We start from the raw sequence: 14762 nt of genomic DNA, 5'->3' as shown, positions 1-14762 counted from the left end.
ACTAGTACTTTTTATTGTAAAAGGGGGCGTTTTCAGATTCAAACATTTTTTGTAATAAGATAATAAATTATATGATAAATGGAATGTTTTTATTGTAAATTGCCCTGCTCCTGATTATAATCGTAAACCGGCATTTTTCATACAGTAATGCACCTTTTTCTATTTTCGTGTAAAATTAAGAGATAAAAATTTTTTATAAGGCAGGTACGAAGATGAGAACAGCTATTGTTACGGATAGTACAGCATATATACCGAAGCATATTCGTGAAGAACTCAATATATATATGATCCCATTGAATGTAGTTTTTGGGACGGAATCTTATCAAGAAGAGGCAGAGATTACAGCGGAGGATTTTTATGTAAAAGTACGTGAACAGAAAGAACTTCCGAAAACTTCTCAACCAGCAATTGGAAAGTTTGTAGAGCTATTTGAAGAGCTATCGAAAGAATACGATGCTGTGGTTAGTATCTTTCTTTCAAGTGGATTTAGTGGTACGTATCAAACAGCAACGACAGCTGGACAAATGGTAGAAGGAATTGATGTATATACGTATGATTCTGAAATTAGTTGTGCCGTACAAGGGTTTTATGTATGTGAAGGTGCAAAACTGGCGAATGAAGGGAAAACGCCAGAAGAAATTTTAGCTAGGCTGGATGAAATGAAACAAACAATGGATGCATATTTTGTTGTAGATGATTTACATCATTTACAACGTGGTGGTCGCTTAAATGGTGCACAGGCGTTTATTGGAAGTTTGTTGCAAGTAAAGCCTATTTTATATTTTAAAGATAAAGTGATTGTTCCGTTTGAAAAAATTCGTACACGTAAAAAAGCGCTGAAGCGTATCGTCGAAATTCTTGATGAGCAGGCAAGTAAAGGTCTGCCAATGGAAGCTGTTGTTATTCATGCGAATCGTGAAGAAGAGGCGAAAGAGTGGCAGCGAGAATTACAAGAAAAGTATCCAAATGCTACAATTAGCATTGGCTATTTCGGTGCTGTAATTGGAACGCATTTAGGAGAAGGTGCACTAGGCTTAGGCTGGTATATAAAATAATAAAAATGTAAAAGCTCTCTTTTTGTAGAGAGTTTTTTTACGGATATTCATATTGAATTGGTAAGTTAAAATTGGTAAAATTTAACTTACGAAAGAGCGATAAAAAAGCATTTTTTTAGGTGGTAGAGAGGACCGTTCATAGATAGAAGCGGACAGAGTCGTTTTAAGCCCTATGCTATGTGAAAACAGAAGGAGAAAAAGAGAGGGAGTTTCTTTTTGTTTTTCATAGCTGCGATTTATATACTGGTAAATCAAAATGTTTATATAGAATGGGGAAAGTTTTATTGCTTACTTTTTATAAGAAACTATTTTATAATGAAGGAGAGGTGAAACATATGGAGCATAATTCTTGTTTATGTCCAAAGTTTGAGTCGGCTTTTACACTACTTAGTAAAAAGTGGACGGGCTTAATTATTAAATCTTTGCTAGAAGAACCGAAACGCTTTAGAGAAATTGCGGATATTATCCCGAATATGAGTGATCGTATGTTGTCAGAGCGTTTAAAGGAATTAGAGAGTGAAGGTATCGTCGTACGTAATGTTTATCCAGAAGTACCTGTTAGAATCGAATATGGATTGACAGATAAAGGAAAAGCGTTAGAAAGTGTTATGAATGAAGTCCAAAACTGGGCTGAAAAATGGGTGAAATAACAGAGTAATCGATGAATAGGGAAAAAAATCACAAGGGAAACTCCTTGTGATTTTTTATGACAATTACACAAAAATATAGCGTGATTGTCTTAAGATTCTACAAAGAAATACAGGATTAGAAGAGAAATGTCAGGAAATGACATGCGAAATATTACATTTATTTTACAAAAGCGTAACATTGATAAAATATGTCCTGAAATATGATATAAATTTTAATAGATTATATACGGAAAAGAAAAAAAGAAAGCGGTGTAAAAAACAAAATGAAAAAGCTAAAAATGGCGTCTTGCGCATTGGCTGCAGGATTTATGATGTTTTCGGTAGTAACACCAAATGTGTTTGCGGAAAAGGCTGAGGATGTAAATACACAAATTAACGCACAAAATGACACTTTACATAAACAACAACAAGAACGTGATGAGCTTCAAAAACAAATGAATGACTTAAATAAAACAGTTCAAGGTTTAGATAAGTCTGTTCAAGAAAACGCTGGAAAACTTGAAGAAACAACGAAAAAAGTAGAAGAAACACAAGCACTAATCGAGAAGAAAAATCAAAATATTGCAGAGTTACAAACAAAAATCGCAAAGCGTGAAGATTTATTAAGAAAGCGCTTAGTAGCACTTCAAGAGCAACCAAATACGAACATCGTAACTGAAGTTGTTGTAAACTCTAAAAATATTGCTGATTTAGTAGATCGTTTAACTTCTGTTTCTAAAATTTTTGAATCTGATGAAGATATCATGAAAACACAACAAGAAGATCAAACAAATGTGAAAAAAGATGTTGAAACGGTAAAAGAAAAACAAAAAGAATTAAAAGAAGCACAAGTGAAAATCGAAGATGTAAAGAAAGAACTTGATGTTGAAAAAGCAAAAAAACAAGAAGCAGTAAATGATTTAAGCGGTAAAATGGATACAGTTGTAAACAGCATGACAAGCACAGAAGAGCAATTAAAAGATCTTGAAAAACAAGCGTTACAATTACAACGTATAGCTGAAGAAGAAGAGAAAGCAAAAGCTGCACAAGAAGAAGCTGCGAAGAAACAAGCAGAAGAAGCTCAAAAACAACAAGCAGCACCTGCAGAGCAAGCGGCAGCACCAGCAAAAGCAGAAGAGCCTAAAAAAGAAGAAGTTAAGAAAGAAGAACCTAAACAAGAGCAACCTAAAAAAGAAGAGTCTAAAAAAGAAGAGCCTAAAAAAGAAGAGAAAAAGCAAGAGAAAAAACAAGATACGCCAGCACCAAATACAGGTGGCGTAATTGGTAAAGCACAACAATACCTTGGTCTTCCGTATGTATGGGGAAGTGCATCTCCATCAAATGGCGGTTTTGACTGCAGTGGTTTCATCTCTTACATTTTTGGTGTAGGTCGTCAAGATGTTGCTGGTTACTGGAACTCAGTTTCTAAAGTAAGTAGCCCACAACCTGGAGACTTAGTATTCTTCCAAGGTACTTATAAGGCGGGTCCTTCTCATATTGGTATTTACGTTGGTAATGGCCAAATGATTCATGCTAGTGATAAAGGTATCGCATACGGTGATATTAACAGCAGCTATAATCAAAAACATTTCTTAGGTTACGGTAGATTCTAGGATTTGAATGATATAAAACATGTGTATAAAGTCGATAGCTTACTATTTTAAAAGTAGGTTATCGGCTTTTTTGCGTTTTTACGAGAGAAAGAGAAGGCGGTATAGTACAGTTAAGCGATGTAAGTACAAATAAAAACATCTTTTTTAGATAGGAGAGAGCGTCCGTCCATGGATAGAAACGGTCAGTTCTTTTTTAAGCCCCATGTGGAAATCTAATGGGAAATGAATCCGATAGAAGTCCGATTACTGAGGGTGAACAAGTAGTGGAGAGGAAAAACATTGATTAAAACTTCACTTTATAGGGGTGTTACGATGTTAGCAGGAAGACAGGTGTTGTTAGAAGAGCTATTCGTTACAAAGGATGAATTAGATCGTATGGAAGGACAAGGAAAGATCTCTTTAGAAAGAGGTGTTATCAAGAAATCTTCACGCTATGTATGTCAGCGCTGCGGAAATATGGAAGGGCGGTTATTTGCTTCGTTTTTATGTAAAAAGTGCAATCAAATGTGCACATATTGCCGAAAATGCATCACGATGGGGCGAGTGGGAGAATGTACCGTGCTCGTTCGAGATATACGAGATGTAGTATGGGAGAGTTTGCCGAATCCTTTACGATGGGAGGGGAAATTATCACTTGGACAGGAGAGGGCAGCTAGCGGAGTAACAGAAGCAGTACGCCAAAAAGAATCTTTTTTTATCTGGGCAGTATGCGGAGCTGGCAAGACAGAGATGCTGTTTTATGGAATAGAAGAGGCGCTCAAAAAAGGAGAGCGGGTTTGTATTGCGACGCCGCGGACCGACGTTGTGTTAGAGTTAGCACCTCGTTTACAGGCTGTTTTTCCTGATGTATTGATTGCTGCACTATATGGTGGTAGTTTCGATCGTGAAAAGGAAGCAAGACTCTTTGTTTCTACAACACATCAGTTGCTTCGTTATTATAGAGCATTTGATGTCATGATTGTGGATGAGATTGATGCCTTTCCATATGCGGCGGACAAGATGCTTCATTATGCAGTAGCGCAGGCGAGTAAAGAGAATGCAGCACACATTTACTTAACTGCAACGCCAGCAGAAACATGGAAGCGTAAGTTAGCGAACGGGAAACAAAAAGGGGTAATTATTCCAGGGCGCTATCATCGTCATCCTTTGCCAGTCCCGAGATTCAGGTGGTGCGGCAATTGGAAAAAGGCGCTAAAGCGACAAGGAATTCCGCTCGTTGTTTTAACATGGTTAAAGTATCATCTCCTCAAACAATCTCCTATTTTTCTATTTGTTCCCCACGTACGTTACATTGATGAAGTAACGGCATTGTTAAAACCATTAGATAATCGAATTGAAGGTGTTCATGCGGAAGATTCAGAGCGGAAAGAAAAAGTAGCTGCGTTTCGAAAAGGGGAGATCCCGTTATTAGTAACGACGACGATTTTAGAACGCGGTGTGACGGTAGAAAATTTACAAGTAGCTGTGTTAGGGGCGGAAGAAGCCATTTTTTCAGAAAGTGCACTTGTACAAATTGCTGGCAGGGCTGGTAGAAGTCATCGTAAGCCAGATGGTGATGTTTTTTATTTTCATTATGGAAAAACAGAAGCAATGGTACACGCGAAAAAGCATATTCAATCTATGAATGCGAGGGCGAAACGAGAAGGATTGATAGATTAATGCATTGTTTACTTTGTGATGATTTTATTTTAGAGAGTGTTAGCTGGCATTCATTTTTTATTAAGTTTGAAAGGCGATGTATATGTGAGAGGTGTGAACGGAAACTTCCCCATATTATAGGAGATATTTGTGATGACTGTGGTAGACCTTTTGAGTTTCTTTCAAAGGAGTATAGAGAAGGGAATGTTTGTAAGGATTGTATAAGGTGGAAGAAGGCGGACCGATTTTTACCTATAAAGAATCGATCTGTGTACATTTATAATGATTGGATGAAGGAGTTGTTAGCTCAGTTTAAATTTCGCGGTGATGCTGAGCTTGTTCAAATTTTTCAAGCGGATTTTGTAGCGACGTTTCGCAAGTACTTTTTAGATTGTCATGCGATTATTCCAATTCCGCTTAGTAAGGAGAGGGAATATGAGCGTGGCTTTAATCAAGCGGAGTTGTTAGCAGTTTGTTTACCAAATATGGTGCTGCAAACGTCTTTGAGTAGAAAAGATACGGAAAAGCAAAGTAAAAAAAGACGTATTGAAAGACTGAGGGGAACGAATCCTTTTTATTTTCGTAAAGAAGAAAGGTTTACTGGGCAGCATCTGTTACTTATTGATGATGTATATACGACAGGAATTACGGTTAGACAAGTTGCGGCGTGTTTATATGATGCAGGTGCTCAAACTGTTTCTAGTCTTACCCTTTGCCGCGGATAACATGTGAATGTCGAAAGATACAATAAAAAGACGACAAGACTTCTTTGACTTGATATGTTGTCAGTCGTTATAGTCAAATTACGGGGGAAATCCCCTTATTTTTAGAGTGAAGGGAATGGAACGAGCATGCAAGGAAGAGTAAAATGGTTTAATGCAGAAAAAGGATTTGGGTTTATTGAGCGCGAAGATGGTGATGATGTTTTTGTTCATTTTTCTGCAATTCAACAAGATGGTTATAAGTCGTTAGAAGAGGGACAAAAAGTAGAGTTTGATATTGTAGATGGTGCGCGTGGGCCACAAGCAGCAAATGTTGTGAAATTATAATTTTGTGTTCAAGTTTTTGGCGAAGCATAAAGCTGTAGTTGTGGCAACGGTTTATATATATTTAATTGGATTAGTGGCTATATAAATTATGACTATGAAAAGCAGAAGGAGACGTCTATTTGATGTCTCCTTCTGCTTTTGCATGGTGTTGACCACGTCTATGCATGAGTGGATGATTTTTTTATTGAGAGCTTTTTTTCGATTTGTAATCCTAATTGGATCTTCTAATATATAAATTACGGTTATGAAAATAGAAAGAGATGTCCACTCATTATTTCTTTCTGTTTTTACATGGCATGGGGCTAAAAAAGGCCCTGACCGCATCTATACATGAGCGGATGATCTCTTCCATCTAAAAGAAAGGGGATAGGTCTTTCAATACAATGATAAAAATGTCAAAAAGTTGCCTCTTTTCTGTAACGAATTCTCCATACTTACCTTCGTTAACTACGGTGTTAATAGGGTAAAATAAAAGCATAGAAACGATGCATCTTTTCTTTTCAACAAAAAGCGATAATAAATTGCAAATTTATTAACTTTTTTAAAAAGTTAAAAGGAGTTTTTAAGCCGTTGTCGAAATTATATACATAGGCTTGAAAGGAGGAATTCATCTATGAAATTCAACATTCGTGGTGAAAATATTGAAGTAACTCCAGCATTAAAGGAATATGTAGAAAAAAAACTTAGCAAATTAGAGCGTTATTTTGATACATTTCCTGAGATTAAAGTTAATTTGAAAGTATACTCTGACAAACAACGTGTCGAAGTAACAATCCCATTCACAGATTTATTACTTCGCGCTGAAGAAACTCATAGCGATATGTACGCTGCAATTGATTTAGTTGTTGATAAAATTGAGCGACAAATTCGTAAACATAAAACAAAAGTAAATCGTAAATTACGTGAAAAAGGTTCTGCTAAAACTGCATTTATTCTTACAGAGCCAGCGGCTACTCAGGAAGAAGTGTATGAGGATGAATTAGAACTTGTACGTACAAAACGATTTGACTTAAAACCAATGGATGTAGAAGAAGCGATTTTACAAATGGATATGTTAGGACATAACTTCTTCGTCTTCACAAATGCCGATACAAATGAAACTAATGTTGTATATGGCCGTAAAGATGGGAAATATGGCGTAATTGAAACAAAATAATAAGTAAAAAACGCAGCTGTAAAAGGCTGCGTTTTTCAGTTTATTGGAAAACAGGAGCTAGGGGCTCCTGTTTTTTGGCGAATCGTCGACATATTCGGATTTGCGCCGATATATTGTGAGGAATGGTTGATATATTGAAAAAATCGTCGATAAAGTGAAACTTTAATCAGTGGGGGCTTCATCACCCGCTGATTATTAGCCCTCACCAATCGGGCATTTACGGACAGCCCGACTCCCACCTATCTTCCTTGCATTTCTCTGAATCTTGAGGTGGGGATCTTATTGCCCGTTAATGCGGGGTAAAATTTCATTCATCACTTTATACGAACCCACGTCGTCAAATTTCCATGTTTCTTTTTTAATTGAATGGTACTTTAGCAGAAGTTCTTATAGCTAAGCTGGTAGGTATTGATCCTACCTGATGATCGAGGTTTTACGGGCAGTTGGTCCTACATCTAAAGCGAACTCTTTTACTTTCGATGTAGTTTGAAAGAACAAGATAAAACTTTTATTGATCAAAGTTTCTGCTAATTTCGGTCATGCATTTGGCCAGTTGTTGTCATAGTTATAAAACAAGTGTTACAATTATCATTAGGTTTATACATTTGTTTTTATAGTAGGAGAGAAATTGGCAGTAAATAAATGAGCTATTTATAACGACTGATTTGTGAACAGAAATATAGAGCGCGATCAGAAGTTTTATTTTAATAAAAGAGGAGCGTATTCCCTATGATCGGTATTTTAAAAAAGGTGTTTGATGTAAACCAACGCCAAATTAAACGTATGCAGAAAATTGTGGATCAAATAGAAGGTTTAGAATCATCTATTAAGCCACTAACGGATGAACAGTTAAAAGGGAAAACAATTGAATTTAAAGAGCGTCTTACGAAAGGTGAGACAGTAGACGATTTATTACCGGAAGCTTTTGCGGTTGTTCGTGAAGCAGCGACACGCGTTCTTGGTATGCGCCCTTATCCTGTGCAATTAATGGGGGGTATTGCCTTACATGAAGGAAATATCTCTGAGATGAAAACAGGGGAAGGTAAAACGCTAACGTCTACTTTACCAGTGTACTTAAATGCTTTAACAGGTAAAGGTGTGCATGTTGTTACAGTCAATGAATACTTAGCACAGCGTGACGCGAGTGAAATGGGACACCTACATGAGTTCCTAGGTTTAACAGTGGGAATTAACTTAAATAGTATGTCACGTGAGGAAAAGCAAGCTGCTTACGCGGCTGATATCACATATAGTACAAATAACGAACTTGGTTTTGACTATTTGCGCGATAACATGGTTCTGTATAAAGAGCAATGCGTTCAACGTCCGCTTCATTTCGCGATTATTGATGAAGTCGATTCCATTTTAGTTGATGAAGCACGTACGCCGCTTATCATTTCAGGACAAGCGCAAAAATCAACAGAACTATATATGTTTGCAAATGCCTTTNCGCGGCTGATATCACATATAGTACAAATAACGAACTTGGTTTTGACTATTTGCGCGATAACATGGTTCTGTATAAAGAGCAATGCGTTCAACGTCCGCTTCATTTCGCGATTATTGATGAAGTCGATTCCATTTTAGTTGATGAAGCACGTACGCCGCTTATCATTTCAGGACAAGCGCAAAAATCAACAGAACTATATATGTTTGCAAATGCCTTTGTTCGTACGTTACAAAATGAAAAAGAATACTCATTTGATGTGAAGACGAAAAATGTCATGTTAACAGAAGATGGGATTACGAAGGCTGAGAAAGCTTTCCATATTGAAAACTTATTTGATTTAAAACATGTTGCACTTCTTCATCATATTAATCAGGCACTTCGTGCACATGTTGTGATGCACCGCGATACAGATTATGTTGTACAAGAAGGCGAAATCGTAATTGTAGACCAATTTACTGGTCGTCTTATGAAAGGACGCCGTTATAGTGAAGGATTACACCAAGCGATTGAAGCAAAAGAAGGCGTAGAAATTCAAAATGAAAGTATGACGCTAGCAACCATTACGTTCCAAAACTACTTCCGTATGTACGAAAAGTTATCAGGTATGACTGGTACAGCGAAAACGGAAGAAGAGGAATTCCGTAATATTTATAATATGAATGTTATCGTAATCCCGACAAATAGAGAGATTGTTCGTGATGATCGTGCAGATTTAATCTTCAAAACGATGGAAGGTAAGTTTAATGCGGTTGTTGAGGACATTGTAAAACGCCATAAACAAGGACAACCAGTTCTTGTTGGTACTGTTGCGATTGAAACGTCTGAACTTATTTCAAATATGTTAACGCGTAAAGGTGTACGTCATAACGTTTTGAATGCGAAAAACCATGCACGTGAAGCTGATATTATTACAGAAGCAGGATTTAAAGGCTCTGTAACGATTGCGACAAACATGGCTGGTCGTGGTACGGATATTAAACTAGGCGAAGGTGTAAAAGAAGCAGGCGGTCTAGCAGTTATTGGTACAGAACGTCATGAAAGCCGTCGTATTGATAATCAGTTACGTGGTCGTTCAGGACGTCAAGGAGACCCTGGTGTGACGCAGTTCTACTTATCAATGGAAGATGAATTAATGCGCCGCTTTGGTTCCGATAATATGAAATCAATGATGGATCGTCTTGGTATGGATGACTCACAGCCAATTGAAAGTAAAATGGTATCTCGTGCTGTAGAATCTGCGCAAAAACGCGTAGAAGGAAATAACTATGATGCACGTAAACAACTTCTGCAATATGACGATGTACTTCGCCAACAACGTGAAGTTATTTACAAACAACGTCAAGAAGTGATGGAATCTGAAAACTTACGTGGCATTATCGAAGGTATGATGAAATCTACTGTAGAACGTGCTGTTGCCCTTCATACGCAAGATGAGATTGAAGAGGATTGGAACATTAAAGGCTTGATTGATTATTTAAATACAAACCTTCTTGAGGAAGGCGATATTAAGGACGAAGAATTACGTCGCCTTGCACCAGAGGAAATGAGCGAGCCAATCATTGGAAAATTAATGAAGCGTTATGATGAAAAAGAAAAACTTCTACCAGAAGAACAAATGCGCGAATTTGAAAAAGTTGTTGTATTCCGCGTTGTCGATACGAAATGGATGGATCATATCGATGCGATGGATCATCTTCGTGAAGGTATCCATTTACGTGCTTACGGTCAAATTGATCCACTTCGTGAATATCAAATGGAAGGATTCGCAATGTTTGAGTCAATGATTGCTTCTATTGAGGAAGAAATTTCTCGTTACATTATGAAAGCAGAAATTGAACAAAATCTAGAGCGCCAAGAAGTAGCGCAAGGTGAAGCGGTTCGTCCAAGCGATGACGGTGAAGAAGCGAAAAAGAAACCTGTTGTAAAAGGTGACCAAATGGGACGTAACGACTTATGCAAATGTGGTAGCGGCAAAAAATATAAAAACTGCTGTGGCATTGGGAAATAAGTAAAAGCGGAGCTGGAACGCCGATTGTTTAACCCACAACGTTTCATTTTCCAAATGGAAAAAATTTAGGAATATCCATATAATAAGAAGGGATAAACTCTCTCTGTAACAAGCGGAGGGAGTTTCCCTTGTTTTATATAAAAGCGAAAGCAATTACATAGAGGTGAAGAGCATGGAATTAGTAGAAATTAGGCAAGAATTAGAAAAAATGGCTAAGAGATTAGCGGCTTTTAGGGGGTCTCTTTGACCTTCCTACAAAGGAAAATCGCATTGCAGAATTAGAAGAGACGATGATGGGTGCAGGCTTTTGGGATGATCAACAAAGTGCACAAACAGTTATTAACGAAGCGAATGCGTTAAAAGAAATGGTTGGAAAGTTTCGTCAGTTAGATGAAACATTTGAAAATTTAGAAGTGACACATGAACTTTTAAAAGAAGAATATGATGAGGATTTACATGAGGAATTAGAAGCTGAGGTAAAATCTTTAGTTCAAGAAATGAATGAATATGAACTTCAGTTATTATTAAGCGATCCTTATGATAAAAATAATGCGATTTTAGAGCTGCACCCAGGTGCTGGTGGAACGGAATCACAAGACTGGGGTTCTATGTTATTACGCATGTATACACGCTGGGCTGAAAAGCGTGGGTTTAAAGTGGATACAGTTGATTATTTACCAGGTGATGAAGCTGGAATTAAAAGCGTAACATTATTAATTAAAGGTCATAACGCTTACGGTTACTTGAAAGCAGAGAAAGGTGTACACCGTCTTGTACGTATTTCACCATTCGATTCTTCAGGCCGTCGTCATACATCGTTCGTATCTTGTGAAGTTGTACCTGAATTTAATGATGATGTCGAAATTGAAATACGTACGGAAGATTTAAAAGTAGATACGTACCGTGCGAGTGGTGCAGGTGGACAGCACGTTAATACGACGGATTCCGCGGTTCGTATTACGCATACACCAACAAATACAGTAGTAACATGTCAATCAGAGCGTTCACAAATTAAAAACCGTGAACATGCGATGAAAATGTTAAAAGCGAAATTATATCAAAAGAAATTAGAAGAACAGCAAGCAGAGTTAGCTGAAATTCGTGGTGAACAAAAAGAGATTGGTTGGGGGAGTCAAATTCGTTCTTACGTATTCCACCCATATTCTTTAGTGAAAGACCATCGTACAAATACAGAAGTTGGTAATGTACAAGCGGTTATGGATGGAGAAATTGATCCATTTATTGATGCGTATTTACGTTCTCGTATTTCTTAAGAAAAAAGCCAACGGAATGTTGGCATTGGTGAGGAAATAGAGAGGGTATAAAGAGGCATATCTTGTCTTTATTGATTAGAGAAGTTGGATAACAACTTCTCTTTTTAATGGGGCTTAGTTGTATCATACAAGTTCGTATATTGTTTTGTAAAAAGAAGAAAATATAAGAATCGAGCTATATATGGTAAGGAAACTTAGTAGGTTTTTTACTTTTTGTTTTGTAAAAGCAGTATCTTTACAGTGAAATCCATTTGTTCACAGAATTGAAACAATTGGTGAAAGCTTTATATGAATAGGGTTTTCATTGTTTTTGTGAAAAATATCCTATTAAGGTTGGTTTTTCTATAAAGAGATAATTATTATAATGACAAGTGAGTGCTATGTGAAAGTATGGCTATATCAATAAGAAGAAGGATATCAACAATAGGGAGCGATATAAGTGAAAAAGAAATTGTTGGCTATTGCATTAGGAACATCATTAGCTCTTACTGTAGGAGCATGTGGAAAGAAAGAAGAAGGCACGTCTTCAAACCAATCTGCAAGTACTGATAGTGCAGAACAAATCTTTCAAAAAAGTTGTGCAGGTTGTCATGCTAGCGATTTATCTGGTGCAACTGGACCAGATTTACGAAAAGTAGGCGGTAAATACGACGCGGCGGAGATTGCAGATATTATTAAAAAAGGGCGCGGTTCGATGTCGCCAGGACTTATTCAAGGTGAAGATGCAAAAAAAGTATCAGAATGGTTAGCAGAACATAAATAAGAAAAGCAGAGGCGGCTCGTCCAACATCCTACGATTTTGGACGCCGTAGCTTATTTTATGAAATATTAAAAAGCTAGATTATAAGATCATTCATCGTTTAGTAGTAATTGTGTATAAACCCGTTTTGATGTTACAACATATAAATTACCGCTATAAAGGAACAGGTGATTTGCACTCATATTCTCGTTCTGTTTTGAGCGACTGTTACTATGTATCTAGTCCAAAAGAAAGGGTTTTATGTTATTTTTTCACCGTCCGCACTGCTGTAACATAACTGTAACAAAAATGTATCCGAATTGGAAACTGAATGATGTTACAATGTAGTTTGTAGAAATTTGCTGAAACATGTACATAAAACAGTAATAGGTTATATATGCTGTTATTTGAAACAACAGAAATACTCCTATAAGTTTGTAATGCAACAGAGTATAAGTAAGAGTGGAAGCTTTTACTTTCATGTTCAGATAGACAGGAAAGTGTGTCGAAAAAAAATCATTAAGTATTGGGTGATAAATAATGATAAAAATGACGAATGTTTATAAGGAGTATCCAAATGGTATGAAAGCCATTAATGGACTCACAGTTAACATTAAGCAGGGTGAATTTGTATACGTAGTTGGACCGAGTGGAGCCGGGAAATCTACATTTATTAAGATGATGTATCGTGAAGAAAAACCAACAACAGGATCAATCAATATAAACGGTCTTACAATTGAAACGCTAGCAGAGCGAGATGTACCATATTTTCGTCGTCAGCTAGGCGTTATTTTCCAAGACTTTAAATTGCTACCTAAATTAACGGTATATGAGAATGTGGCATTTGCTTTAGAGGTAATTGAAGAAGAACCTGAGGCAATTCTAGAGCGTGTTACTGAAGTGTTAGGTCTTGTAGGTCTTGAAGATCGTGCGGATGCACTTCCAGGTGAACTTTCGGGCGGAGAACAACAGCGTGTGGCAATTGCAAGAGCAATTGTAAACAAACCAAAAGTTGTGATTGCCGATGAGCCGACAGGAAACTTAGATATTGATACAGCGCTTGATATTATGGATATTTTTAAACGTATTAATGAGAAGCGTGATACAACAATTATTATGGCGACGCATAATGCGGATATCGTAAATACAATTCGTCATCGCGTAATTGCGATTGAAGGCGGAAAAATTGTTCGAGATGAGATTGAGGGAGGATATGGATATGAAGACTAAAACCCTTAGTCGACATTTACGAGAAGGTGTAAAAAATCTATCCCGTAACGGATGGATGACGTTTGCTTCTGTAAGTGCAGTAACAGTTACATTATTACTTGTAGGTGTCTTTTTAACAGCGATTATGAATATGAACCACTTCGCAACGAAAGTGGAGCAAGATGTAGAAATTCGTGTACACATTGATCCAGCAGCAAAAGAAGCGGATCAAAAGAAATTGGAAGAAGATATTAGCAAAATTGCAAAAGTAGATTCTGTTAAATATTCTTCTAAAGAAGAAGAATTAAAACGTTTGATTAAAAGCTTAGGTGACAGTGGAAAAACGTTTGAGCTATTTGAGCAAGATAACCCACTTAAAGACGTATTTGTTGTAAAAGCGACAGAGCCAACAGATACAGCTACAATTGCGAAAAAAGTTGGGAAAATGCAATTTGTAAGTACAGTTCAATATGGCAAAGGCCAAGTTGAAAAATTATTTGATACAGTAAAAACAGGTCGTAATATTGGGATTGTATTAATTGCTGGTCTTTTATTCACAGCAATGTTCTTAATCTCTAATACAATCAAAATTACAATTTATGCACGAAGCACAGAGATTGAAATTATGAAACTTGTTGGGGCAACAAACTGGTTTATTCGTTGGCCGTTCTTATTAGAAGGTCTATTCTTAGGAGTACTCGGTTCGATTATCCCAATTATCGTGATTTTATCTGTTTATAATTCACTTCAAGGTGTGTTTAATGAAAAGCTTGGTGGAACGATTTTCGAGCTTCTTCCATATAGTCCGTTTGTATTCCAACTTTCCGGTTTATTAGTGTTAATTGGCGCATTAATCGGTATGTGGGGAAGTGTCATGTCAATTCGTCGCTTCTTAAAAGTATAAAAAGTTGCAAACATAATTCGTACAAGCTTATCATATAG

11 protein-coding genes and 2 pseudogenes are annotated in these 14762 nt (G+C 36.9%); all 13 read left to right on the top strand.

Going from position 1 to position 14762, the window contains the following annotated elements; all coding sequences use genetic code 11:
• The first annotated feature begins 212 nt into the window (after nucleotides 1-212).
• Nucleotides 213-1055 carry a DegV family protein gene (locus ACX5JI_RS15055; protein ID WP_459501841.1) on the top strand — a complete coding sequence of 281 codons (843 nt, stop codon included), beginning with the start codon at nucleotides 213-215 and terminating at the stop codon, nucleotides 1053-1055.
• 335 nt (nucleotides 1056-1390) lie between these two features.
• Nucleotides 1391-1705 carry a winged helix-turn-helix transcriptional regulator gene (locus ACX5JI_RS15050; RefSeq protein ID WP_012096183.1) on the top strand — a complete coding sequence of 105 codons (315 nt, stop codon included), beginning with the start codon at nucleotides 1391-1393 and terminating at the stop codon, nucleotides 1703-1705.
• Nucleotides 1706-1841: 136 nt separating this feature from the next.
• Nucleotides 1842-3297, top strand: a pseudogene (locus tag ACX5JI_RS15045) (C40 family peptidase).
• Between the two features lie 312 nt (nucleotides 3298-3609).
• Complete coding sequence (locus ACX5JI_RS15040) at nucleotides 3610-4956, top strand: ATP-dependent helicase ComFA (RefSeq protein WP_459501840.1); 1347 nt, start codon at nucleotides 3610-3612, stop codon at nucleotides 4954-4956.
• Nucleotides 4956-5660 carry a ComFC family protein gene (locus ACX5JI_RS15035; protein WP_459501839.1) on the top strand — a complete coding sequence of 235 codons (705 nt, stop codon included), beginning with the start codon at nucleotides 4956-4958 and terminating at the stop codon, nucleotides 5658-5660. Before ACX5JI_RS15040 ends, ACX5JI_RS15035 begins: the two co-directional genes overlap by 1 nt.
• A 126-nt stretch (nucleotides 5661-5786) precedes the next feature.
• Nucleotides 5787-5984, top strand: a complete 198-nt coding sequence (cspC, locus tag ACX5JI_RS15030; protein ID WP_001162040.1) for a cold shock protein CspC — start codon at nucleotides 5787-5789, stop codon at nucleotides 5982-5984.
• 613 nt (nucleotides 5985-6597) lie between these two features.
• Nucleotides 6598-7140 carry a ribosome hibernation-promoting factor, HPF/YfiA family gene (hpf, locus tag ACX5JI_RS15025; RefSeq protein WP_459501838.1) on the top strand — a complete coding sequence of 181 codons (543 nt, stop codon included), beginning with the start codon at nucleotides 6598-6600 and terminating at the stop codon, nucleotides 7138-7140.
• A gap of 729 nt (nucleotides 7141-7869) precedes the next feature.
• A pseudogene (secA, locus tag ACX5JI_RS15020) lies at nucleotides 7870-8589 on the top strand (preprotein translocase subunit SecA); the annotation flags it as partial.
• Nucleotide 8590: 1 nt separating this feature from the next.
• Nucleotides 8591-10598 (top strand): preprotein translocase subunit SecA (gene secA, locus ACX5JI_RS15015; protein ID WP_459501837.1); only part of this gene is annotated, 2008 nt, incomplete at its 5' end.
• A gap of 172 nt (nucleotides 10599-10770) precedes the next feature.
• A protein-coding gene (prfB, locus tag ACX5JI_RS15010; protein WP_459501836.1) for a peptide chain release factor 2 occupies nucleotides 10771-11872 on the top strand; the annotation gives its coding sequence in 2 pieces (ribosomal slippage) (nucleotides 10771-10842 and nucleotides 10844-11872; 1101 coding nt in all).
• 439 nt (nucleotides 11873-12311) lie between these two features.
• Nucleotides 12312-12635, top strand: a complete 324-nt coding sequence (gene cccB / locus ACX5JI_RS15005) for a cytochrome c551 (protein WP_459501835.1) — start codon at nucleotides 12312-12314, stop codon at nucleotides 12633-12635.
• Nucleotides 12636-13151: 516 nt separating this feature from the next.
• Nucleotides 13152-13841, top strand: a complete 690-nt coding sequence (ftsE, locus tag ACX5JI_RS15000; RefSeq protein ID WP_459501834.1) for a cell division ATP-binding protein FtsE — start codon at nucleotides 13152-13154, stop codon at nucleotides 13839-13841.
• The gene (ftsX, locus tag ACX5JI_RS14995) at nucleotides 13831-14724 is read left to right on the top strand and encodes a permease-like cell division protein FtsX (protein WP_459501833.1); all 894 of its coding nucleotides are present in this window, start codon (nucleotides 13831-13833) and stop codon (nucleotides 14722-14724) included. The genes ftsE and ftsX overlap by 11 nt, the downstream gene beginning before the upstream one ends.
• The last annotated feature ends 38 nt before the right edge of the window (nucleotides 14725-14762 follow it).

The organism is Bacillus sp. C1 (assembly GCF_054570475.1).
The sequence above is the reverse complement of the archived record's forward strand: the minus strand, read 5'-3'. Positions and strand labels throughout refer to the sequence as shown.

Bases quoted from the DNA above. Each gene is read 5' to 3' on its own strand.
- hpf (WP_459501838.1), top strand. From the start codon at position 6,598: ATGAAATTCAACATTCGTGGTGAAAATATTGAAGTAACTCCAGCATTA.
- ftsX (WP_459501833.1), top strand. From the start codon at position 13,831: ATGAAGACTAAAACCCTTAGTCGACATTTACGAGAAGGTGTAAAAAAT.
- cspC (WP_001162040.1), top strand. From the start codon at position 5,787: ATGCAAGGAAGAGTAAAATGGTTTAATGCAGAAAAAGGATTTGGGTTT.
- ftsE (WP_459501834.1), top strand. From the start codon at position 13,152: ATGATAAAAATGACGAATGTTTATAAGGAGTATCCAAATGGTATGAAA.
- ACX5JI_RS15050 (WP_012096183.1), top strand. From the start codon at position 1,391: ATGGAGCATAATTCTTGTTTATGTCCAAAGTTTGAGTCGGCTTTTACA.
- ACX5JI_RS15055 (WP_459501841.1), top strand. From the start codon at position 213: ATGAGAACAGCTATTGTTACGGATAGTACAGCATATATACCGAAGCAT.
- ACX5JI_RS15035 (WP_459501839.1), top strand. From the start codon at position 4,956: ATGCATTGTTTACTTTGTGATGATTTTATTTTAGAGAGTGTTAGCTGG.
- ACX5JI_RS15040 (WP_459501840.1), top strand. From the start codon at position 3,610: ATGTTAGCAGGAAGACAGGTGTTGTTAGAAGAGCTATTCGTTACAAAG.